This is a genomic window from Nostoc sp. LEGE 12454, assembly GCF_056620565.1.
Genome location: NZ_JBWQXL010000016.1, coordinates 86,348 through 109,286, shown reverse-complemented (window position 1 = coordinate 109,286; position 22,939 = coordinate 86,348). Strand labels below are relative to the sequence as shown.

Genomic DNA, 22,939 nt, shown 5'->3' with positions numbered 1-22,939 from the left:
TAGTGTAATTCCTATGACGCGAATAAATAGCTTTCAGAAATATTACAATTGACCTGCTATAAAAGTCCTGAGCATGAGTGCTGAGTTCTGAGTCTATATCAAAACGACTCAGAACAGATGGCAATCAGCACTAAATACGCGGACAACGTTGTTCTAAACAAGTTTTCAAGGTGTTGGGGTCAAATAAAATCGGCAAAAAGTGAATACTTTTAATTTCTTTAAAGTAAAACAAAATGGGGACTCTATTCCAAAATATCCGCCAGTTTTGCCATTCTTGGTAGGGAAAGCGTCGAATCAATTTTTCGCCTCTGTAAATATCTAAGTCGGTAGCGGTAAATTGCAAACGCAGCGTTAACGCCTGAAACATGAGAAACAAACCAAACAGAGTGAAAACGGAGCCTACCCACGGTTGTACCAACAGTAGTGGAATCGCGGCAATCACCAACACTATGGGTATATTGTAACTAGGCTTGAGTTCCACAGTTGATGTGGAGTTAGAAACAAATGAACTGGTCACAGTTTTAAATCCTGCTTTGTTTAGTAGGCATCTCTCCTATTTTAGGAGTCAGGAGTTAGAAGTTAGAGTTAAGAGTTAAGAGTGAGGAATTTTAACTCATAACTCATAACTCCTCACTTCTATAGCCCTATGAATGCACTGCCAGTCCCCTGAAACATTAACCAAGAAAGAAAGAAGTTGCTAACAAATATAATCAGCAAGGCAGTCACAACAGCTGTTGTAGTTGACTGTCCTACACCTTTGGCACCTCCTGTTGTCGTCAACCCCCAACTGCAACCAATTACAGCGATTAAAATGCCAAAACAACAGGCTTTAATCATGGCGCTAAAAATATCCCAGATACCAAGAAAGTTACGGGCTGAGTCTAGAAATACCGTATCAGACAGGTTATAGATATTGGTCGCAATGATGAATCCTCCGAACATCCCTGTCACTAAAGACAGAAGGGTTAAAATTGGTAGCATGAAACAGCAAGCAAGAACGCGGGGGATAACCAGATAATCAATCGGATCTGTTCTCAACATCAACATGGCATCAATTTGTTCTGAGACTCGCATGGTACCGATTTCTGCTGCAAAAGCAGAACCGACTCGTCCGGCCAAAATCACTGCTGTTAACACAGGAGTAAGTTCTCGTGTCAACGCTACAGAAAGGACTCCGCCGATAATGTTTCCTGCGCCAAAGTTGATAAATTCTCGCGCCACCTGAATCGTAAACACTGCGCCAACGAAAATAGCCGTCAATAGGGCAATAAATAAGGAATCTGGCCCAACTGCTGCCATTTGTTCTAAGGTATTGCGCCGATGGATTTTGCCTCTCAATAGGTGAACTAGTACTTGCCCACCCAGAAAAATCGCCGCCAGCAGCCGCTGACTCCATTCCCCTAAACTGGATTTGGATGTAGTCTGGTTCAATGTTCTGTAGCTAACTCGGTAACTGCCTTAAGAATAGCGGAAGTCATGGGAATGGGGAATGGGGCATTGGGCACAAGAAGCAGAGGTGCAGAGGGGCAGAAGGGAAAAACTTACTGTAACTTCTCCTCTGCTCCCCTGCTCCCCTCCTCACTCCCCGAATAGGACTGAATATTAACTTAGATTAAAGATGTTCTCAGAAAATAAAGCTGTTCTTAAACGTGCTCTAAAGCAATAAATAAGTACTCCTCTTGGCAATAACCTCGATTTTACAAGGCTTTTGTAGATTTCAGCCGCTTTTTTTATCCCCAGCATGGGCTGTAACTGCTAGCCATTTATTTTAATGAAAACTTAAGATTTTTGACAGATTCGCTGCTCTGGAGCGATCGCCCGTATTGTAGAAAATGACAAACCGCTATCTTGCTCTTGTCATCTCTACTCACGGAGTTTGTCTTAAATGACTATTTTCACTAACTTTCTCCGCTCCCTTGTACTCACAATCATTTTTAGTTTTGTCCTTCCCATCTTTTTCGTTGGCGGCGGATTCCTCGTTCTGTCCCTCATTGGTAACATCCCCTGCTTACAAGAGTTAACTGAGGCGATCGCAACTGAGATTATTCATTTTCTCGCCACCTTCGGCAGTGGAACTCCCCTACGCGGATTATTTGTAATTAGCTTAACCTGTAGTTTCGTTGGGGCACTGTTTGATATGTTTGTCTATTATCGGTATCAAATTTTACGGATAGATTCTTGAGTAGTGAAATCGCTTTATCAGGAGATTATTGGGCTGTATAAGACAGGAAAAAGTGATATTTCCAAGAGTGAAAGTACTACTAGTCTATAACCTAAATAGAGATTAGTGTTGCTGAATGAATTTGGATTAATTAAATTGAGTGTCGAAGTAATTGATTAAATATTTATATATTCATTAGTTATTAGTTATTAATTACTGACAACTAGTAAACGTGCGCGACCTTAGTAAAACCAGTCCTCAAACATTCAAAAAGCCAGAATAACAAGGCATTGAGAACTTTTAATTTTGCAAAATAGTTAAAATAGCCTTTCTAAATCATCACGTTAACGCTAAACTAGAGTTTGGCATTTTGTGCTAGCTGCAATCTTTGAGGATTTGATTAGGATTAATCGAGAATATCAAATAAAACTCACTGAAAAATATAAAAATTTCCTTAAAATTCTGACGATCGCAATGCCTGCTCATGTTTCTTAACAGAGGAAAGCAGGTCGTCTGACCGTTGGGGATCTTATATTGAATTTATTACGAGGTATGTTGACAGCTCATGGTTTGGCCGTTTAAGCCCAAGTTTAGAAAACAAATTGCGCGGATTGAAATTACTGGTGCGATCGCCAGTGCTACTCGCAAACGCGTCCTAGAAGCCCTGAAAACTGTAGAAGAAAAAAAGTTTCCGGCATTATTGCTACGTATCGATAGCCCTGGCGGTACAGTCGGAGATTCTCAAGAAATCTACAGTGCCTTAAAGCGTCTGCGCGAGAAAATCAAAATCGTCGCTAGCTTTGGCAATATTTCGGCTTCTGGAGGAGTGTACATCGGCGTGGGAGCCGAACACATCGTTGCCAACCCAGGTACAATTACGGGTAGCATTGGTGTGATTCTGCGTGGGAATAACTTGGAACGCTTGCTAGAAAAAATCGGTGTTTCCTTCCAGGTAATTAAGTCTGGCCCTTACAAAGACATTTTGGCTTTCGATCGGCAACTGACCGAACCAGAAGAACACATCCTGCAAGAGTTGATTGACACAAGTTATCAGCAGTTTGTCCAAACGGTAGCTGATGGCCGTTCTTTAACGGTAGAAGCTGTAAAAAGTTTCGCCGATGGCCGGATTTTTACTGGACAGCAAGCCCTAGCTTTGGGTGTTGTAGACCGCTTGGGCACAGAAGAAGATGCCCGTCGTTGGACAGCAGAACTGGTTGGTCTCGATCCAGAAAAAACTCTCTGCTATACCCTAGAAGAACGTAAACCCTTATTGAGTCGCTTTATACCAGGAAGTCGTCAGTTTTCATCAGGAATTGGGGCTGGTATTGATTGGCTCGAATTTGAAATGTCTACTAGCGGTTTACCTCTGTGGTTATATCGACCCTAAATAATTGTTTGTCGTTAGTCATTAGTCTTTTGTCCTTTGTTCACAGTCAAATGACCAATGACCAATGACCAATGACCAATGACCAATGACCAATGACCAATGACTAATTAAGGAGGATTTTGGCGTGGACTGGCAAATGCGGGCTATTCGCGGAGCAACAACCGCTTCAGAAAATACTGTTGAGACAATCCAAGAAGTGGTTACAGAACTACTAGATGAACTGGAAAACCGGAATCAATTCCAGCCAACGGACATCATTAGTGTGACTTTCTCAGTGACACGCGATTTGGATGCAGTTTTTCCAGCTGCGATCGCCAGAGCGCGTCCTGGTTGGGATAATGTGGCTATGTTGGATGTGCAGCAAATGCACGTCGAAGGCAGCTTACAGCGCTGTATTCGCTTCTTAATCCACGCCTATCTGCCAGCCTCCGCCTCAATTCATCATATTTATTTACGCAACGCCGCTAGCTTGCGTCCCGACTGGAGTTTGCCTCAGATACAAGCATCACAGCAAGCAGTTAAGTCAAAAGTGTAAAATACTTAATATTTTTTAAGAATAAATCCAGTTTTCGAACTGTAAATTAGTAATGCGGCTGTAGTGACGAGTATTGTTTGTTACTAAAATTTTCTGCAACTGCAACACTAGCAATTAGTAAATCAAATTCAGCAATAGTTTGTCCTATTCTACGGAGTTATGCCTTTAATTCAGCATACTTTCTAAGGGCAGAATCGCTTAAAGGTAGAATGGGTAAGTTTTGAATAAATTCTTTTGCACTAGTTAAATTTTCCACTACTCGTTGAGAATTATAAGCACCAAAATACAACTCAGCAACCGTGATATATGTACAGCAGGTTGCTTTTTAAGTGAAGTTCAAAATGCAGTACGGGAACATCAGATATAAGAAGTTTCTGCCTCACTTCTCTACAAGAGGCTGCGCCAACGACTACGCTCAGTGACCACCTGCCTCAAAACCCGTAACTTTTTACTTCATGCAAATGAAAACTGCTATATGTATATACGCAGTTGGGATGATTATTTATGACTAAATATAGCTCGTTTGGTAGTTTCATTACTTAAGCAAGAAAGCGTAAACATTACTCGTGTAAGATAAATAAGCTGATAATCTCAGCGATTGTATCAAGTAAAATATAGTTCTATTGGATATGCGATCGCATATCTTTTTAAAATGCCAAACTCCAGCTTGAAAGATGACTCGTTATGGTTCAAAAATGCAATTATCTACGAACTAGGTGTTCGCACATTTGCTGACAGTAATGGTGATGGTATTGGTGATTTTCCAGGACTGACAGAAAAACTAGACTATTTACAAGATTTAGGTATTACTGCCATTTGGTTGTTACCTTTTTTCCCTTCACCACTCAGGGATGATGGTTACGATATTGCTGATTATACTAGTGTTAATCCTATCTATGGCACATTAGAAGACTTTAAAGCGTTTTTGAGCGCTGCTCATCAGCGCGGTATTCGTGTAATTATTGAGTTAATTATTAACCATACTTCCGACCAACATCCTTGGTTTCAAAGGGCACGTCGCGCCCCGAAAGGAAGTCCGGAGCGAGATTTTTATGTTTGGAGTGATACTCCTGAAAAATACCAAGAAGCGCGAATTATCTTCCAAGATTTTGAGACATCTAACTGGGCTTGGGATTCAGTTGCCAAAGCTTATTGCTGGCATCGTTTCTATTCCCATCAGCCGGATTTGAATTATGACAATCCCTTGGTGCGCGAAGCGGTATTTGATGTTCTAGATTTTTGGTTGGAGATGGGTGTAGATGGACTACGCATGGATGCTGTGCCTTATCTCTACGAACGGCAAGGAACGAACTGCGAAAACTTACCTGAAACCCATGCTTATTTGAAGGAGTTGCGATCGCACATCGACGCGAAATTTCCTAACCGGATGTTATTAGCTGAGGCGAACCAATGGCCTGAAGATGCAGCTCAATATTACGGTGCAGGGGATGAGTGTCACATGAACTTTCATTTTCCCCTAATGCCGCGCTTGTTTATGGCAGTGCGGATGGAAGATAATTTTCCGATTGTAGATATTCTTCAGCAAACTCCATCGATTCCTGATAACTGTCAGTGGGCATTGTTCCTCCGCAACCATGACGAACTGACTCTAGAAATGGTGACAGATGAAGACCGGGATTTTATGTATGGGGCCTATGCACAAGACCCAATGATGCGGGTAAATTTAGGCATCCGCCGCAGATTAGCGCCGCTTTTGGGCAATGACCGCCGCCAAATTGAGTTACTCAATAGTTTACTGTTATCTCTGCCAGGAACCCCCGTACTTTACTACGGTGATGAAATTGGCATGGGAGATAACGTTTATCTAGGCGATCGCAATGGTGTTCGCACACCTATGCAGTGGAGTTCTGACCGCAACGCTGGTTTTAGTCGCGCCAACCCGCAACGCTTGTATCTACCCGTCATCGTTGACTCAGAATATCATTACGAAGCACTCAACGTCGAGGCACAACGGACTAATACCAATTCTCTCTGGTATTGGATGAAACGTTTAATTGCTACTCGCAAACGGTTTTCGGCATTGGGTGAAGGGCGTTTTGAATTGGTACAGTCTAATAATCGCAAAGTTTTTGCCTTCAGCCGGATTGCCTCTGAAGAATATGTCTTGGTAGTCGCAAATTTATCTCATTATGTGCAAACGGTAGCGTTAGATTTATCAACCTTCAATGGGTTATTACCAATAGAAATTTTTGGTTCCACCGAGTTTCCACCGATTACAGAATCGCCCTATTTCCTCAGCTTAAGTCCTTACGGATTTTACTGGTTCACCTTACAACGCAAACCTAGCTCAACTCAACCCCTTAAACCCCAAGCAGACTTGAGCTATTTGCTGGTAAATGGTTCATGGCAGAATGTGATTTTGCAACGAGAGTCAAAAAGCATTCTAGAATCAACACTGCGGGATTACCTCTATACCTGTAGCTGGTTTGGCGGTAAAACTCAGACTGTACAATCAGTACAAATCATTGAAGCGATTTCTTTACCCTATAACCAGCAGATAGCTCAAATTGTTTGGTTGCAGGTAGATTATAGCCAGGGAAACCACGAAACTTATCTGTTATTTCTCGCCTATGCAGAAGGTGAGCAAGCAACACATCTTTTGGCAGAAATGCCGCAAGCTGTAATTGCACGGCTGAGGGTGCAAGGCAAAATAGACACTCCTCCACCCAATACTCAAGAAGGTGGAATTTTATTTGATGCTTTAGCAGACAAGAACTTTCTCACCTCGCTGCTAGATGATGCGATCGCTAATCATCACTCTTATAAAGGGATAAGCGGAGAATTATTTGGCACTACTACTGATTCATTCTCCGAATTGCGCCGACAGTTAACCAATCATGAGCCGATTGTTCTGAATAAAGAAGAACAAACCAATACTTATATAGTTTATGGCGATCGCTTGTTGTTGAAACTCTTCCGTAAAGTCGAGGAGGGTTTGCACCCAGATTTAGAAATCCGGCGTTTCCTATACCAGAAAAAACGCTTGCAAAACTCAGTTTTCCTAGCTGGTGCTTTAGAATACCGCCGTGGAAATAAAACAGGCAATAAAACTGCTCAACCCGCCACTATAGGCATATTACAAGAGTTCATTTCAGATATCCGCAGTGGCTGGGACTACACTCTTGATAGTTTGCAAAACTACTTTGATTTTGTTACCACAGAACACGCCGCTATTACCGAAGTGCCTCTGCCATCAGGTTCCTTGTTGGATTTACAGAGAATTGAGATTCCAGAATTGGCAATTGCAACTATCACTTCTTACCTACAAAGTGTTGAGATGTTGGGTAAATCCACAGCTGAATTCCATATAGCGCTGGCAACAAATATAGATAGCTCAGACTTTGCTCCAGAATCTTTTTCATCACTTTATCAACGTTCAATATATCAAAATGCACGTAACTTAACTGGACAAGTATTTCGGTTGTTAAAAGAACGAGTAAAATACTTGCCAGCCGATACTCAACCATTAGCATTAGAAGTTCTTAATAGTCAAGAGAAAATCTTAGAACGCTTTCAGTTAGTTGTCGGGCAAAAAATTACTACATTGCGTACTCGTCATCATGGAAACTACCATTTATCGCAAGTATTTTACACAGGAAAAGACTTTATTATTCCTGATTTTGAAGGCAAAGCAGATCGTAGTTTTAGCGAACGACGCATAAAGCGATCGCCTCTACAAGATGTAGCAGGAATGTTGCTATCTTTCAACTATGCAGTTAACGATGCTCTAGGCTATCAAAAAGAATCTGGGATGATCCTGCCGGAAAATTTACCCCTTCTAGAACAATGGGGACAGTTTTGGTATACCTGGGTTAGTACTAGCTTTCTCAATTCTTATTTAGAAACTGCTAGTCAAGAATCTTTCCTGCCAAAGACGACAGAAGAACTAGATGTGCTGCTTTTTGCCTATCTTCTAGAGCAAGCGATTGATGCAGTAGGCAATGAACTAAATAATCGCTCCGATCGGGTAGAAATTCCACTCCAATTTATTCTGCGATTACTGAGTGAAACTGCTTAAACAGTTTTTCCTAGTCAGAATAAACTGTAAGAAATAAATAATATTAGGAGGAAGGAAAGATTTTCACGCTCCATTTTTGATACCTTAATTTTCGACCTGAATGCTTACATTTACTCTAAGGCAATGAGGCGATCGCATTTCCTTAACTTGTCTTTTTGAGTGCCAAACGACTGAAGTCACGGCTATACAAACAAAACCTGCTTTTGCAGGTTTCAAAACATTGAAATCCGCCTTCGCAGACTTTGTTTGTGAGCCAGTGATATCATGTCCGCATAATTAGTTATGCTAACCACAGTCAATACACCCCACCCCCAGCCCCTCCCTGCTCTTCGGGAGGGGAGACAAAGCATAGCTTTGGCGGGGGTGGGGTTCTTCGGGTTTAATAAGTAATCAAGCGGACTTGATATGACTTCTAGTCTGAGAGGATGTTTGAAAAGTTCTCTTCTTGGTAGCAAAACGTTTTAGATCCCCCTAAATCCCCCTTAAAAAGGGGGACTTTGATTCCGGTTCCCCCCTTTTTAAGGGGGGTTAGGGGGGATCAATAAGTGCCTAAAATCACAGCGAAACACTTTTCAAACAACCTCTGAGGGAGAAAAGATTTTTTTTACGTAGAGACGGGAATGCTGGGTTTCGTTCCTCAACCCAACCTACAACTACAACTTCATCCCATTGGGAGAAGAGAAATTGCGCGATCGCGGCTGATAAATTTATAATTACTTCAAAATAGAAGATTTTCAAAAGGATAACTTTGCTTCCAACGATAGGTATTAAAGTCACGCTGATCTACTGAAAAAATGCGTCCATGCCCTAAATGTTCTGCTAAAATTACTAGGGAAGCATCAGCCAAATCCATTGGAAGATCGGCATATTTTTTCATTAATTCAATAATTCGAGCAGTATGGTGAAGTTCTAAATTAAAAATCGTAAATAATTCTTCTTGCAGACTATTTATAAAAATAATTTCAGCGTCAATTCCCTTGCGAGTTAGCAAAAGATAACAGGTTTCTGTGACAACACACCATGTTGTAATTAAAGGTTCATTATATTGTTTTAAAGCTTGTTTTACTCTTTCGTGGTGAGTGTCTTTTTTATCAATAAGAGCTAACCAAAATCCTGTATCAACGACGATCATATTTATTATCTAATGTATTAGATAAAACTTCTTTATATGTGGTTGATAAATTTTCGTCAACAGAACAACAACCAATTAATCCAATTTCATCAAACTTATCATAGAGACTTTTTTCTTGACTATGATTTTCTGATTCTGATTGAGGATACCGCTTTTTGAGTAACTGAATAAAATCAAGTAGTAATACTTGAGCTTCTTCTGGTAAAGTATCAATATCTCTATATATTTCTTCAAGTTTTATAAGCATAATTAACTTCTAAGATTGAGGAAAATAGTATTACTTATTATAGACTGCTTTTCAAGCGATCGCGGCTGATAATCTAATTTATAATGGCATACAGCCAAATAATCGAGACTAACTAATGTTGAGTGTTTAAAGCAGAGTCCAGTTTTCCAGTTTTAATCCGTTGATGCGTTCATAATGACGAGTATTGTTTGTTACTAAAGTGTAGTTTTCTGCAAGTGCAACACTAGCAATTAGTAAATCAAATTCAGCAATTGTTTGCCCTATTCTACGGAATTCTGCCTTTAATTCACCATACTTTCTCAGAGCAAAATCGGTTAAAGATAAGACGGATAAGTTTTGAATAAAGTCTTCTGCATTACCTAAGTTTTCTGAAACTCCATTAGAATTGTATGCACCATAATACAATTCAGCAGCAGTGATGACACAAATGCATACTTCATCCCATCCGACTGCTAATAATTTATCTCTGACTGGCTGGCGACCCTTAAGCCAATAAATACATGTATCAGTGTCGAGTAAATAATTCACAAGCTATAATTGCGATCGCTTACAGTACGGCTTGAATATATTTCATCAACAATTTCTTCTGCGGTGCGTGTATCTTCCCAGCTTCCAAAGGTTTCTAAAAAATCTTCTGATGCATGGGGTTTTGGCTGCTGTTCAGATGAGACAATTATTTCATTAACTATCAATTGATTTGCTTCTGGAACTCCTAATTTTTTAGTTTCCTCTTTAGCTATAACCATGATTTGCATCAAGGTTATAGCCTGACGCAGAACATCACCTTTACTTGTGCCTATTTTATTTGCTAGTTCGTCTAATATCTGATTTAGTTCAGGTGACAAATCTAAGTTTAAGCGAACCATATTTTGAGCGTCAGTCATGGTTCCATCCTTGTGTAAAATCTTAAGTATATTATAATTGGCTAAGGCTGTATCAAGAAATAAAGTCAGGTGTTTCAGCTTTGATGACTCAAGAATACATTTTATAATTACTTTAAAAAGGATTTAATCTAAAGCAATTGTTGATTTTTATCAACTCAAGCTACTTATTATTATTGGTTTGAAGCAGCGAAGATATAGAATTAGATTGTAGCCATACAAATAGTTTTATACTTCCTCTATCATAGTCAGTTGATTTATACTCACCCCTTAAAATTTGTTCTAGAGCTTGACTATTAAACCTTGACTTGTCTTTCATGAGGTCTTCAAACATAGCTAGTGGAAATAGTATACTCTCAACTTCTACATCATCTTCACTAAACCTAATCATCTCAAATCTAAATTTATAACCAGACCATCTGATAGTCGGTAGTCTATCAACTGAATGTTTGGAATTTTCTATTATTCTATTATACTCAAGACTAGGATTTTTCTGATTGTGCATTATCCACCAGTAAACATTGTGTCTAACAAAATGCTTTCCATTGTCGTTAGTACATACTTCTATTTCTATATCATCCACATAAACAAACTGACGAGTCATTATTCTAACTTCACCTTCAGCCATTGGTTCTAATTCCTCCCAAGGTTCAACTTCAACTTTATTTTTATAATTACTATTTAAAGGTTGATTTCTATAAATATTTTCTACTGGAATAGGATCGTCTTCTAATGCTTCTAAACCTGATGTATTCTCATCATTCTCTTCTTTTTTATCTAAAATTAATTCTAGCTGTTCCCTACTAAATGCCATAAGTTCTATTCCAGCTAGAGTCCGATGAGTTGAATGTTCCATGAAGTAAACTAAACTATCAAATGGAGATAAATCTATTCTTAAACCGTTGTATTCAGTCTCCCATAAACCAAATTTACCTGAAGATTTAGGATAAGTTTTGTATTCTTTCCACTTTAGTGAGCTAGCCTTTTTATTAATGTTCTTTAATGCAGTTCTAATACTTCCAGAAAATCCTTTCATCCCATAAACAGGATATACTAAATATATTGTTGGTAGTTCTCCATCTGATATTGGATCAAAGCCAACTATCATAACATTGAGCTTGGCTAGCTGCTGAAGACTTTGCTGTAAAGCAGTTTCGGCTGGAGTTATTTTTCTAATTGGTACTACTACTTTAGACCAATTAAGGGGTGGTTTGTATAACTTGATAAACTCATTTTCGAGATTTGATAGATTTTCTATATCACTACTACAAGTCAACCAACTAATCCTAAGAGGATTTTTCCGATTAAATCTTTTTAGCTGATTAAATCTATGATGTGCTTTCCATCTTTCAACTAAATTAATAGTTCTACCGATATAAATAATATGTCCTTTACTGTCAAATACAAAGTAGATAGCCGCACAATTAGGAAGACGATCTTTATCCAACAAATAAACTGATGGTAATTCAAATATTTTGATGTTTTCTAACAAAATTAGACACCCATAAATAAAAGATATATATTTTGAATTATGCTTTATAGAAACATCAAAAGCTATATCATAAAACCGCAAATATACGCAAATATACGCCAAATTATCCGCGTTTAACTGCGTACATCTGCGGTTTGAAAATCCTTAATCCACTAACCCGATCGCACTTTTCCTCAAGTCTCCACATTCCCCACGCTTCCAGATAAAATATCACCCTTCGTCCTAGCTACAAAAATCAAGTTTTGCGACTTGTAAACTAAGTTTCTGACTCGTAAACTAACTTTTGCGACTCCAAAACCAGCTTTTGCGACTTCAAAACCAGCTTTTGCGACTTCAAAACTAGCTTTTGCGACTTCAAAACTAACTTTTGTGACACCAAAACCAGCTTTTGCGACTTCAAAACTAGCTTTTGCGACTTCAAAACCAGCTTTTGTAACTTCAAAACTAGCTTTTGCGACTCCAAAACCAGCTTTTGTCAAAGAATTTCAGCAAATCTACTCCCATTTTTCCTGCTTGCTAAGTTCTCTTCAATAAAAAAACGCAAATATACGCATTCCGACGCAATTTCAGCGTTTCTATACGTATAAATGCGATAAAAGTAGAAGCAATTCCAGCTTTATTTAATGGGCGTTGCTGCATCTAGGGATGAAACGCAAAGTAAAATTCAATAAATTTATCCCGCATTTATGCAACATCATTTAATGAACTAACGCGATCGCACGTTTCGTCAACGCCTCAGCAGTCAATCCATTAAACGCCATCAATTCACCAGCACTCGCTGTAGTTTCGCCACGCTTCCATGCAAAGGTGTCGCGCTTCGCTTTACTCCTTAACAAAATTGGTTCCAGCATCCCCGCAGCACCACCTGTCACCGCAATTAGTGCATCACCATCAAATAATTCGGCAAATTTTGCATCATCTAAGAAACCGCCTTCGGGTTCAGAACAAGTATCCCATGCAGTATCATCGCTACGATACAATTGCCGAGGATTGATAACAGAAACTATCTTCGCACCAATACCTTCAGTTTCTAAGAAAGCAGCAGCTTCAAATACTGGCATTAATGTCATATCGCCAATTACAGCAAATACAACTTGTTTATCGCCAGCAACTTCATGTAATAGTACTGCGCCATCGCGCAACCCTTGACGAGTTTGTTCTAAAGTTGTGCGAATTTGCAACGGCGATTTACTTGCAGTAATCACAATTCCCTTATTCTTAGTTTTCAATGCCCAGTCATAACAAACTTGGATACTGTTAGCATCGGGGGGAAATAATGGAAAAACATTTCCATTTCGCATCAGCGAAGCAAAGTAAGCTTCAATTTCTGGACGTTGGTGAGTCCAACCGTTGCGCCCTTGCTCTAATGCGCCAGCTGTGAATAAAGTAATAGTGGAGGGTGTGGAACGGCGCAATTCTGCCATTGATTGAGTCACAGTTTGCCAAATTGGTACTCCGTTGATGGCAAAAGATTCGTAGGAACACCACAAAGTTCTCGCACCCATTAACGCCAAACCCGCAGCTAAACCGGCACAAGCATCTTCACTCAATGGTTCATAAACTTGTCCGTTTGGTGCTTGATTATATAAATCGTCGGTTGTGGGATGGATAATCTTTAATGCTTGGTTGATGTTGGCAATTCCAGATGCTTCGTTACCATCGGCGTTGGTGACGAGGAAATTCCGATCTTTATTTCCCACTATTCCTACCAATCGTCCCATCGCAGTTGTAGAAACTTTCGGTTCGCCACCGACTGCATATTCTTCTAAAGGTAATTCGCCTAATTCTGGTAATGGAAATTCAAATTCTGTCACCACAGTTTTTGCTGCTGGGCCACCACCGGCGCGTTCGGCATTTGTTCTGACTAATTGCCAAGCTTCTGCTGACAAAGCACGGGTTTGCAATGCACTAATAATATGCGGCGCATCCAGCGTATCTTTAGGATATAAGTTGTGAGATTTCGCCCCGCGCGCGTGGACTCCTGCACCTTTGAGTTGTTTAATGATGAAAACGGTAAGTTTGCCGCCGAGTGCAGAACGCGCTGCTTTATCTACACCTGAAAGTACTGCTTGCGTAAATTCTAGGCGCTTCTCAAAGGAAAAGGCGGTACTATCAACGTAATCCCCTGGCTGGTTTTTATCGTCAAAATCCTTAGCATCAACTAATACCACTTCATCAAAACCGTTACCTTGCCAATATGCTTGCATCTGTTCGTTGGTTTTCAGGGAAACCATGCTGTGATGTTCTTGGCTGTAACCGTTCCACACCAACACTGGTAAAAAGTTGGTGACAGCAGGATAAGCAGTATGGAAGTGAGCGATCGCACTGACAATATAAGGCTCACCCAATCCACCATCCCCAACTGTAAAGGGAAATAACTTATCTTTGTGCAATAGTGCAGCCGCCATTGCAAAGTGTTGCCCTTGTCCCAAAGGCCCCGCAGGTGCGAGAATACCGGGAATGAAACCAGAAAGGTGTCCTAATAATCCGTGCTTTTCTCGGAAGCGATCGCGCAATTGTTGAACTGTAAAAATTCCCATGTCCTCTAGCGAACGATCCAAGAACATGGCACTATAAAATCCGGGGGCGTGGTGTCCAACTTCGGTAATAATGTTCTTGTATCCCAGCATGACAAGAGATGCATAAGCTTCTGCTTGGCTGGCGAATCCGCCGGGATGCCCAGAAGCTTTAGTAGCAGTAACTTGTAAGGTTAGGTAGCGTAAGGCATCAGCAGCAAGTAAAGTTTGATATACAGCTGCTTTGTCTGTGGTCGATGCGATCGCTATTTTGCCCGACTCAATAGCAGGAGTTGCACCATAAGTTTCAAATTCTGGTAAAGCTTCACCAAAATATTGAATCCCTTCCGAAAAATTGGGAAGCGCTGAAGATGCCTTTGGGGAGATTGCAGTCATGCTGAGTACCTTTTGACGATGAGGTGAAACTGTAGATGCTCGTTGAATTTAACCAAAATTTTACATCTTCGAGGTTGTAACAGTTTATTGCTTTTTTGCAACGTTAGAATAAGTACTTTAAATGGTCACGCAAGCAAGATTTCAATTAGTTTAAGTAGCAAAAAATATTTAGTAGGAAAAAAATTTATGAAATTCCCAAATGGGCCGCAAACTCCAGCAGTTGTACAGATGCTGCGTTGGATTGTTAATCCGATGTCATTTATGGAGGATTGTGCCAAAAGCTATGGCGAGATTTTTACTCTCAGATTAAACAAAAATCTTCCTCCTATGGTGATTGTCAGCAACCCCCAAGCGCAACAGCAAATTTTGACAACTGACACCAAGGAATTAGAAGCCCCTGGCGATCTGAATGAGGTATTTGAACCATTGCTGGGAAAGCATTCTGTGATTAGCATTAGCGGCGCAGAACACCAGCGTCAACGCCAGTTGTTAATGCCTCCTTTTCACGGCGAAAGAATGCGGAATTATAGTCAGGTGATTACCGATGTCACCAAGCAAGTCATCAGCCAATACCAGATAGGTAAACCCTTTAATATTCGGTCTGCAACCCAAGCTATTACCTTGCGGGTAATTATGCAAGCTGTATTTGGTCTATATGAAGGGCCTCGCGCCGAAAAACTACAGCATTTTTTGGGCGATCTTTTAGAAAAGGCCAGTTCTCGCTTAAGTGTGGCTTTGCTTTATTTTCCACCTTTGCAAAGGGATTTTGGCCCGATTAACTTTTGGGGAAACCAGATGCGCCTTCAGCAAGAAGCTGATGAACTCCTCTACGAGGAAATTCGGGAACGTCGAGAAAAAGCAGATTCATCACGCACGGATATTCTTAGCTTACTCATGGCTGCTAAAGATGAAGCCGGTCAATCCATGACCGATGAAGAGTTGCGCGATGAATTAATGACTCTGTTAGTCGCTGGTCACGAAACCACCGCGACAGCCTTAGCATGGGCATTCTACTGGATTCACAAAATACCATCAGTGCGCCAAAAGCTACTGCAAGAATTAGATAGTTTGGGCGATAACCCAGATCCCAGCACCGTTTTCAAATTACCTTATCTCAATGCTGTTTGTTCCGAGACATTGCGGATTTACCCAGTAGGTATGCTAACTTTTCCCAGAAAAGTAAAAACACCGATATCGCTAGGCGGTTACGAACTAGAACCGGGTACAGTCTTACTTGGTTCTATTTATCTGACCCACCAACGGGAAGATATTTATCCAGAACCTAAGCAGTTTAAGCCAGAACGCTTTTTAGAACGGCAATTTTCTGCTTATGAATACTTGCCCTTTGGGGGTGGTGCTAGACGCTGTATTGGGCTAGCATTCGCTCAGTTGGAAATGAAGCTAGCACTTGCTCAAATCCTTTCTAGCAAGGAATTAGAACTAGTTAATAAAGGCGAAGTACGACCTAAACGCCGTGGTTTGGTGACAGGCCCAGATCGTCCGATTGAGATGGTTGTCAAGAGTCAACGTCAGGTGAAGTCTCCTATTTTACAGACAACCACTGTTTGATGCTGGGGAGTTTGATGGTTGCGTTCAGGAAATTTTCAACTTCCATCTATATATTTAGATAGATTTTCAATGCTTTTAAATAATCCCCCATAGTTCTCTTTTAAGGAGGTTTATGGGGAATTTTTATATACTGCAACTGGAAAAAGAATGGATTTTAAAGTTGATTATATACACTAATACAAGAAATTTTAATATCACCAAAAGACGTAATTATAGGCGGTTTATTCAAAAAAGAATGATTAATTTGTTTCTATAAATATCTCTAAAAATCAGAAAAAATAGTATTATTAGTTTTGTAAAAATTAATAGCGATTAATTACCACTACAATTCACTTAATGCTAGGTAACTCCCGATTATCTCCTGAAAATATTATAAAAACTTGCTCTAATTGCATCTTTTTTAAGGAGTCTTAGACAGAAGTAAGCCTTAACCTAAGCGAATTGAATTATTTGCGCCTTCTTAAATTCTAAAAGTATTGAATAAACAATGAAACTATTTGATAATCTACGCACACCAGCGTTGCTACAAACTCTGCAATTAATTGCTGAACCAACAAAGTTTTTAGAAAATAATGCTGCCAAGTATGGTGATGTTTTCACAGTACAGGTAATGGGTTTAAAGTCGCCACTGATAGTATTTTTTAGCCATCCTCAAGCAATTAGTGATTGTTTTGCCATCCCTGCACACCAGTTAGATTTTAAGAAAGCAACCCATGTATTTAAACCCTTATTTGGTGAGAATTCTATTGTATTTCAAGAGGCGCGATCGCACCAACAACAGCGACAGCTATTACTCCCAGCATTTCATGGCGATAATTTAAAATCTTATGGACAAACAATTTGCCAAATTACTGAAGAGGTTACACAAAATTGGACATCAGGTACAGATATTTGTATACACAAATTAATGTCAAATATCACTTTAGAAATTATCTTGCAAGTGGTATTTGGGATTACTCATGGTGCGCGTTACCAACAATTAAAACAACAATTGAGTTCTTTATTAGAAGACGTAACTAAACCTTGGTATTCCAGCTTGTTTTTCTTTCCTTCGCTGCAAAAAGATTTAGGCGCATGGAGTCCTTGGGGAATTTTCTTAAAAAGACGAGAGCAAATTGACAAACTCATCTATGCAGAAATTTCTGAAAGACGTTGGCAAAATGATGCTGCGCGTACAGAGATTCTCAGTTTGCTAATGTCAGCGTATGACGTAAATGGGCAACAGATGACAGATGAGGAATTACGCGATCAACTAGTTTCATTATTGTTATTGGGTTACGAAACTACATCTGGTGTATTAGCCTGGATATTTTATTTAATTCACTCTCACCCAAAAGTGAAACATCGGCTAATGCAAGAACTAAATACCTTGGACAATCTCACAAATCCTGAAACAATTGCACAATTACCTTATCTCACCGCCGTCTGTCAAGAAACACTGCGAATTCACCCTATTGCTTTAATTTGCACACCGCGAATGGTAAAAGATAAAGTGGAAATTATGGGGCATAAATTTACATCAGAAACAGTTTTAGTTCCCTGTATTTATTTAGCACATCGCCGAGCCGAGACTTACCCAGAACCAGAACAGTTTCAGCCAGAAAGATTTCTCAACCAAAAATTTTCACCTTACGAATATTTACCCTTTGGTGGAGGTTATCGCGGTTGCATTGGTGCAGCCTTTTCCATGTACGAACTAAAATTAGTCACAGCCATAATATTATCCCGTTTTGAATTAAGCCTTACTGATAAACGTCCTGTGCATCCAGTCCGTCGTGGAATTACAATTGTCCCTAGCGGCGGTGTAAAAATGGTTGTTACTAAAAAAGCAAAACTCAAAAGACAAACAATACTTTCTACTTAATTACTCAATCCTCCAATTTGCATATATCGTAATATAGAGCCGCTTATTAGTATCTAACCTTTACAGTAAATAATAAGAGGACATTTATGAGAATTAGTAATTCATGCCTAATGAGCATCGGTTAGAAGAACAATTTTTATCCCAAGAAGCTGAAAAACAAGTATCCAATCAGCTAGATGAAGTAGAAGAAATAGAAATAGATGTAAAAACCGATCTGTTAAAAATACTTCAAGGACAAGCGGATGGAGTTTCGGTGACTGGTCAAGGATTAGTGATTAAAGAAGACATTCGCGTACAGGAAATAAAACTGCAAACAGATAGTATTGACATCAATCCCTTTAGCGCTCTTTTTGGTCAAATAGAACTCAATGAGGCTGTAAATGCCATTGCTCGGATTGTACTCACAGAAGTGGATATGAACCGCACTTTGGCATCAGACTTTGTTAGTAGCCAGATGCAAAACTTTGATTTGGATGTAGATGGCGAGATTGTCAGTTTTGAGCCGCAAAAAATTCAAGTATTTTTACCTGGTGAAGGCAAAATTGAATGTAGGGGAAGAGTGCTGTTAAAGGAAATGGGAAATACTCGTCCTTTAGCCTACACTGCGGTGCTTCGTCCACGGACTCATTCACAACCCGCGATGCTGGAGAGTTTTAACTGCACCGAGGGAGAGGGTGTTTCAATAGAATTAGTTACAGCAATAATGCAAAAAGCCAAAGAACTGATGAATCTACCATCTTTAAAATGGGAAGATATGGCGTTCAAGATTAAAGATATAAAAGTAGAAAAGGGTAGTTTAATACTTCTGGTAGAAACTCAAGTGAAGCAAATACCATCATCAATTACTGAATTATCTCTTTAGTAGTATTGACAATAGTTAAGGATAGTTTTTGTAACTAGGGAATGATGTAAATTTTTTAAAAGTTTTGTAAGCTTTTAAAAGCTACTTAATTTCAAAATGACAACTATGCAAGAGTATGATGTTGTGCTGATCGGTGCTGGGCACAATGGGTTAGTTTGTGCAGCTTATTTGCTAAAAGCTGGTTATAGCGTCCTGTTACTAGAAAAGCGTTCTGTTATCGGTGGTGCAGCAACAACTGAAGAATGTTTACCCCAAGAAGCTCCTGGATTTAAATTCAATTTGTGCGCGATTGACCATGAATTTATTCACTTAGGGCCAGTTGTTGAAGAATTAGAACTAGAAAAATACGGCTTGCATTATTTGGAGTGCGATCCAGTTGTTTTCTGTCCTCATCCTGATGGTAAGTATTTCTTAGGACATAAGTCAGTGGAAAAGACTTGTGCAGAAATCGCCCGTTACAACGAACGTGATGCCAAAAAATACGCAGAATTTGTAGACTTTTGGCAGAGGGCATTGGGTGCAATGATTCCGATGTTTAATGCACCGCCAAAATCAGTTATAGACATCCTTGGTAACTACGACATCACCAAACTGAAAGATTTAGTTTCAGTTATTGGTTCCCCTAACAAAACGCTGGACTTCATTCGCACGATGTTAACCAGCGCTGAAGATTTACTTAACGAGTGGTTTGATGAAGAATTTCTAAAAGCGCCACTAGCAAGACTAGCAGCAGAACTTGGTGCGCCGCCATCACAAAAAACCCTTGCCATTGGTGCAATTATGATGGCAATGCGTCATAATCCTGGGATGGCCAGACCTCGCGGCGGGACAGGCGCACTTGTGCAAGCTTTGGTGAATTTAGTCACAAGTAAAGGTGGCGTTATTCTCACAGACCAGCATGTTGAAAAAGTTTTAATTGATGATGGCAAAGCTGTAGGCGTGCGGGTTGCTGGTGGTAAAGAATATCGCGCAAAACACGGGGTTATTTCTAATATTGATGCCAAGCGGTTATTTTTGCAAATGACTGATAAAAGCGAAGTTGATGGAGCCGATCCAGATTTATGGGAAAGACTAGAACGCCGCATCGTTAACAACAACGAAACTATCCTCAAAATAGACTTGGCTTTAGACGAACCCCTGCGCTTTCCACACCACGCTCACAAAGACGAATATCTCGTCGGTTCTATCTTGATTGCTGATTCTGTAGCTCATGTAGAACAGGCTCATAGTAAATGTACTTTGGGAGAAATTCCTGATGCTGACCCATCAATGTATGTGGTGATGCCTAGTTATTTAGATCCCACATTAGCACCACCAGGCAAGCACACTTTATGGATTGAGTTTTTTGCCCCTTATCAAATTGCTGGTGCAGAAGGTACTGGTTTAAAAGGTACTGGTTGGACGGATGAATTGAAAAACAAAGTTGCAGATAAGGTGATTGATAAATTGGCAGACTATGCACCCAATGTCAAAGATGCAACTATTGCCCGTCGGGTAGAAAGTCCAGCCGAACTAGGAGAAAGATTAGGTGCATACAAAGGGAATTATTACCATGTTGACATGACTCTAGATCAAATGATATTTTTCCGTCCATTACCAGAAATAGCCAATTACAAAACACCAATTGATAATCTATTTTTGACTGGTGCAGGGACTCATCCAGGTGGTTCAATTTCGGGAATGCCGGGACGCAATTGTGCACGCGCATTTTTGCAGGCAAAACATCCCATTAGCCAAAGTTTGAAAGATGCGCGGGATTCGATTAAGTCAACTGTCGAGTCAATGTTTGGCATTAATTAAGCCTTTTGTAGAGACGCGATTCATCGCGTCTTTACCCAAGGATGCGTTGCAATCATTAATTGAACTAGTATAAATCCTAGATTATTTAGGCAATCACGAAAATATTTGTATTAGTCATGGCTAGACCTATTCCTATTTGAGCAACTTGGATTTGACTGGATGAGCCTGTACCATCAGCATCAAAGAATAAATCCCCTGTATTATTGTTGTAGATAAAGCGATCGCTGCTATTTTCTGCTACTGAACCAATAAAAAATTGCGTGGCTTGAAGTATACCTTCACTAAGTCCACCTCCAAACCCTATTTTAGAAATATAAATTGTGTCATCTAAGGATGAAAAATCTGTAATGTTATCAATACCCTCTGAAAGGGTATTAATAGTAAAAACATCAGATCCAGTTCCTCCCGTTAGGGTATCGTTACCTAAACCTCCAACGAAAGTATCATTACCACTTCCCCCTATAAGGATGTCATTGCCATTTCCACCATTTAGATTGTTATTACTAGTATTATCAGTCCCATTAATCTCATCTGTACCTGTTAAAGTGAGATTTTCTTCATTGGCTGATAAAGGCGAGGTAACGGTTGATGAAACAGTCAGAGGTGTGGAAATGGGCGTACTATTGGCAACAGTGAGTAAAGTTCTAAATACCTTTTGGTTGCTGGTTAGACTTTCATCAAACTCTTGGATTGAATTAGTTGGATCTAAAAATGAAATAACATAGTAATTTCCAATTGGGATATTAGGAAACGCACCGTTCCAAGTCGCTGTTCCCGAATTGAATGGATTAATCGAAGAAATAGTTGTATTACCAATTAAGTAATGAGAACCAATACTATTAGTGATATTGGCATCAGTAGAAGCGTAAAATGAAACCGAGAAAGTGCCTGTCGCGGCTGTACCATTGTTGCGAGGATAGACTGTGATGCTGAAATTTTCCCCATATTGGATATTGTTATTACTAAAACTTCCAAGGGTTGTGTTAAACCACACATCAGAATCTACTAAATCAGCTTTGTCAGTGGGTTGGCGCGCGGTCGTGTCTTCGTCGATCCAGTTTTGAATTTCATTATATCGAGTGCTTGTAATTCGGGCGAACTCGTTGTAAAGCGGAGTGTTGTTGGTGGTTGTCTCATTTGAAGCTACTCCATAAATAGTCGGTTTATTTGTATTGGAATTATCAAGCCAGAGAGGACTTCCACTATTTCCAGGTAAGATATCTAGCTCATTACTACGCAAGATCGAGTCAGTTGTACTTGTGATTTTTCCACTCTGAGTCCACATATCATAGTTGTCAAATTTTCCATCGCTATTGGAATCAAACTTATCAGATGGGTATCCAGTGACATTCATTAAAGTTCCACTGCTGAGATTATCGTCATATCCATAGTTAAACCAGCCAGTGAAGTTTCCAATATTGCGGTCAAGAGTTACCAATCCTATATCGTATTGAAAAGTTTCGCTTTTAGTTTGATCTCCTTGAGTCCATCCTTCAAAAGAACGTGTGTAAACAGATTTGGCTTCACTATAGTATTCATAGTCAGAGCGGTTTGTACCAGCAATGATATTTCCTTTAGAACCAAGCATCACCTCAATTTTATCTGCCCAACCCCCATATCTTGTGTCATACACACAATGTCCTGCTGTTAAAAAGTGGTAGGAATCAATCATGGCACCAGAACCGTTGATGATAATATCATCAGCAGTATTAATAACCCCATCTGGGCCTTTCCAACTTATTCTCATCTTTCCTATAGCACTAAATGGAAAAGTTGTCGTGTCGCTAACTTTTGTCCGACCATCAGGGGAGAAAATAGACATACTTTCATATCCTAAATAAAAATGATGAATACAAAATATACAATCTTAATGCCAAAAATTATTTCATGGCATTATGAATCCACTAGCAATTTTTATGAGAATTTTTCCTGCTACTAAGTTTTTAAGTGATATCAAAGCTCTAAATTGCCATATTTTTAATATAAATTATTTCTACGATCGATCAATAATTTAGAGCTTACTTTCAATTTTATTTTGAACCAAAAAATAAAACTAAT

18 protein-coding genes are annotated in these 22,939 nt (G+C 39.6%); 8 read left to right on the top strand and 10 right to left on the bottom strand.

Going from position 1 to position 22,939, the window contains the following annotated elements:
- Positions 1 to 130: 130 nt before the first annotated feature.
- A complete protein-coding gene (locus AC1F2U_RS18390) occupies positions 131 to 517 on the bottom strand; it encodes a DUF3119 family protein (protein WP_194043054.1) in 387 nt (128 codons plus the stop codon).
- A gap of 119 nt (positions 518 to 636) precedes the next feature.
- Positions 637 to 1,431, bottom strand: a complete 795-nt coding sequence (locus AC1F2U_RS18385) for an MlaE family lipid ABC transporter permease subunit (RefSeq protein WP_480262405.1) — start codon at positions 1,429 to 1,431, stop codon at positions 637 to 639.
- 454 nt (positions 1,432 to 1,885) lie between these two features.
- Here AC1F2U_RS18385 and AC1F2U_RS18380 point away from each other — a divergent pair, with 454 nt between their 5' ends.
- From AC1F2U_RS18380 to treS, 4 genes are all read left to right on the top strand, one after another.
- Complete coding sequence (locus AC1F2U_RS18380; protein WP_480262404.1) at positions 1,886 to 2,182, top strand: hypothetical protein; 297 nt, start codon at positions 1,886 to 1,888, stop codon at positions 2,180 to 2,182.
- A 544-nt stretch (positions 2,183 to 2,726) separates the two neighbouring features.
- Entirely contained in the window at positions 2,727 to 3,548 is an 822-nt protein-coding gene (sppA, locus tag AC1F2U_RS18375; protein ID WP_099102028.1) for a signal peptide peptidase SppA, read from the top strand.
- Between the two features lie 124 nt (positions 3,549 to 3,672).
- The gene (aroH, locus tag AC1F2U_RS18370; protein ID WP_480262403.1) at positions 3,673 to 4,083 is read left to right on the top strand and encodes a chorismate mutase; all 411 of its coding nucleotides are present in this window, start codon (positions 3,673 to 3,675) and stop codon (positions 4,081 to 4,083) included.
- Between the two features lie 652 nt (positions 4,084 to 4,735).
- Positions 4,736 to 8,122 carry a maltose alpha-D-glucosyltransferase gene (gene treS, locus AC1F2U_RS18365; RefSeq protein WP_480262402.1) on the top strand — a complete coding sequence of 1,129 codons (3,387 nt, stop codon included), beginning with the start codon at positions 4,736 to 4,738 and terminating at the stop codon, positions 8,120 to 8,122.
- 718 nt (positions 8,123 to 8,840) lie between these two features.
- Here the strand turns inward: treS and AC1F2U_RS18360 are convergent.
- From AC1F2U_RS18360 to AC1F2U_RS18330, 7 genes are all read right to left on the bottom strand, one after another.
- Positions 8,841 to 9,254: a type II toxin-antitoxin system VapC family toxin gene (locus tag AC1F2U_RS18360; protein WP_480262401.1), complete on the bottom strand. Its 414-nt coding sequence runs from the start codon at positions 9,252 to 9,254 to the stop codon at positions 8,841 to 8,843.
- Entirely contained in the window at positions 9,241 to 9,501 is a 261-nt protein-coding gene (locus AC1F2U_RS18355; protein ID WP_480262400.1) for a DUF2281 domain-containing protein, read from the bottom strand. Before AC1F2U_RS18355 ends, AC1F2U_RS18360 begins: the two co-directional genes overlap by 14 nt.
- Positions 9,502 to 9,627: 126 nt before the next feature.
- On the bottom strand, positions 9,628 to 10,029 hold the full coding sequence (locus tag AC1F2U_RS18350; RefSeq protein ID WP_480262399.1) for a PIN domain-containing protein: 402 nt from the start codon (positions 10,027 to 10,029) through the stop codon (positions 9,628 to 9,630).
- Positions 10,026 to 10,385, bottom strand: coding sequence for a hypothetical protein (locus AC1F2U_RS18345; protein WP_480262398.1), 360 nt, complete (start codon positions 10,383 to 10,385; stop codon positions 10,026 to 10,028). Before AC1F2U_RS18345 ends, AC1F2U_RS18350 begins: the two co-directional genes overlap by 4 nt.
- A 160-nt stretch (positions 10,386 to 10,545) precedes the next feature.
- Entirely contained in the window at positions 10,546 to 11,874 is a 1,329-nt protein-coding gene (locus AC1F2U_RS18340) for a GIY-YIG nuclease family protein (RefSeq protein ID WP_480262397.1), read from the bottom strand.
- Between the two features lie 173 nt (positions 11,875 to 12,047).
- Complete coding sequence (locus tag AC1F2U_RS18335) at positions 12,048 to 12,353, bottom strand: hypothetical protein (RefSeq protein WP_480262396.1); 306 nt, start codon at positions 12,351 to 12,353, stop codon at positions 12,048 to 12,050.
- A 219-nt stretch (positions 12,354 to 12,572) separates the two neighbouring features.
- A complete protein-coding gene (locus tag AC1F2U_RS18330; protein ID WP_480262395.1) occupies positions 12,573 to 14,786 on the bottom strand; it encodes a phosphoketolase family protein in 2,214 nt (737 codons plus the stop codon).
- Positions 14,787 to 14,972: 186 nt separating this feature from the next.
- Between AC1F2U_RS18330 and AC1F2U_RS18325 the strand changes: the two genes are divergently transcribed.
- From AC1F2U_RS18325 to crtO, 4 genes are all read left to right on the top strand, one after another.
- Positions 14,973 to 16,355 (top strand): cytochrome P450, encoded by a 1,383-nt coding sequence (locus AC1F2U_RS18325; protein ID WP_480262394.1) that lies wholly within the window; start codon positions 14,973 to 14,975, stop codon positions 16,353 to 16,355.
- Positions 16,356 to 16,842: 487 nt separating this feature from the next.
- Complete coding sequence (locus AC1F2U_RS18320; protein ID WP_480262393.1) at positions 16,843 to 18,219, top strand: cytochrome P450; 1,377 nt, start codon at positions 16,843 to 16,845, stop codon at positions 18,217 to 18,219.
- A 103-nt stretch (positions 18,220 to 18,322) separates the two neighbouring features.
- On the top strand, positions 18,323 to 19,081 hold the full coding sequence (locus tag AC1F2U_RS18315; RefSeq protein ID WP_322671294.1) for an LmeA family phospholipid-binding protein: 759 nt from the start codon (positions 18,323 to 18,325) through the stop codon (positions 19,079 to 19,081).
- Between the two features lie 105 nt (positions 19,082 to 19,186).
- Complete coding sequence (crtO, locus tag AC1F2U_RS18310) at positions 19,187 to 20,881, top strand: beta-carotene ketolase CrtO (RefSeq protein WP_480262435.1); 1,695 nt, start codon at positions 19,187 to 19,189, stop codon at positions 20,879 to 20,881.
- An 85-nt stretch (positions 20,882 to 20,966) separates the two neighbouring features.
- On the opposite strand, the gene AC1F2U_RS18305 is transcribed toward crtO, so the two are convergent.
- Positions 20,967 to 22,703 carry a trypsin-like serine protease gene (locus tag AC1F2U_RS18305; RefSeq protein ID WP_480262392.1) on the bottom strand — a complete coding sequence of 579 codons (1,737 nt, stop codon included), beginning with the start codon at positions 22,701 to 22,703 and terminating at the stop codon, positions 20,967 to 20,969.
- Positions 22,704 to 22,939: the final 236 nt, after the last annotated feature.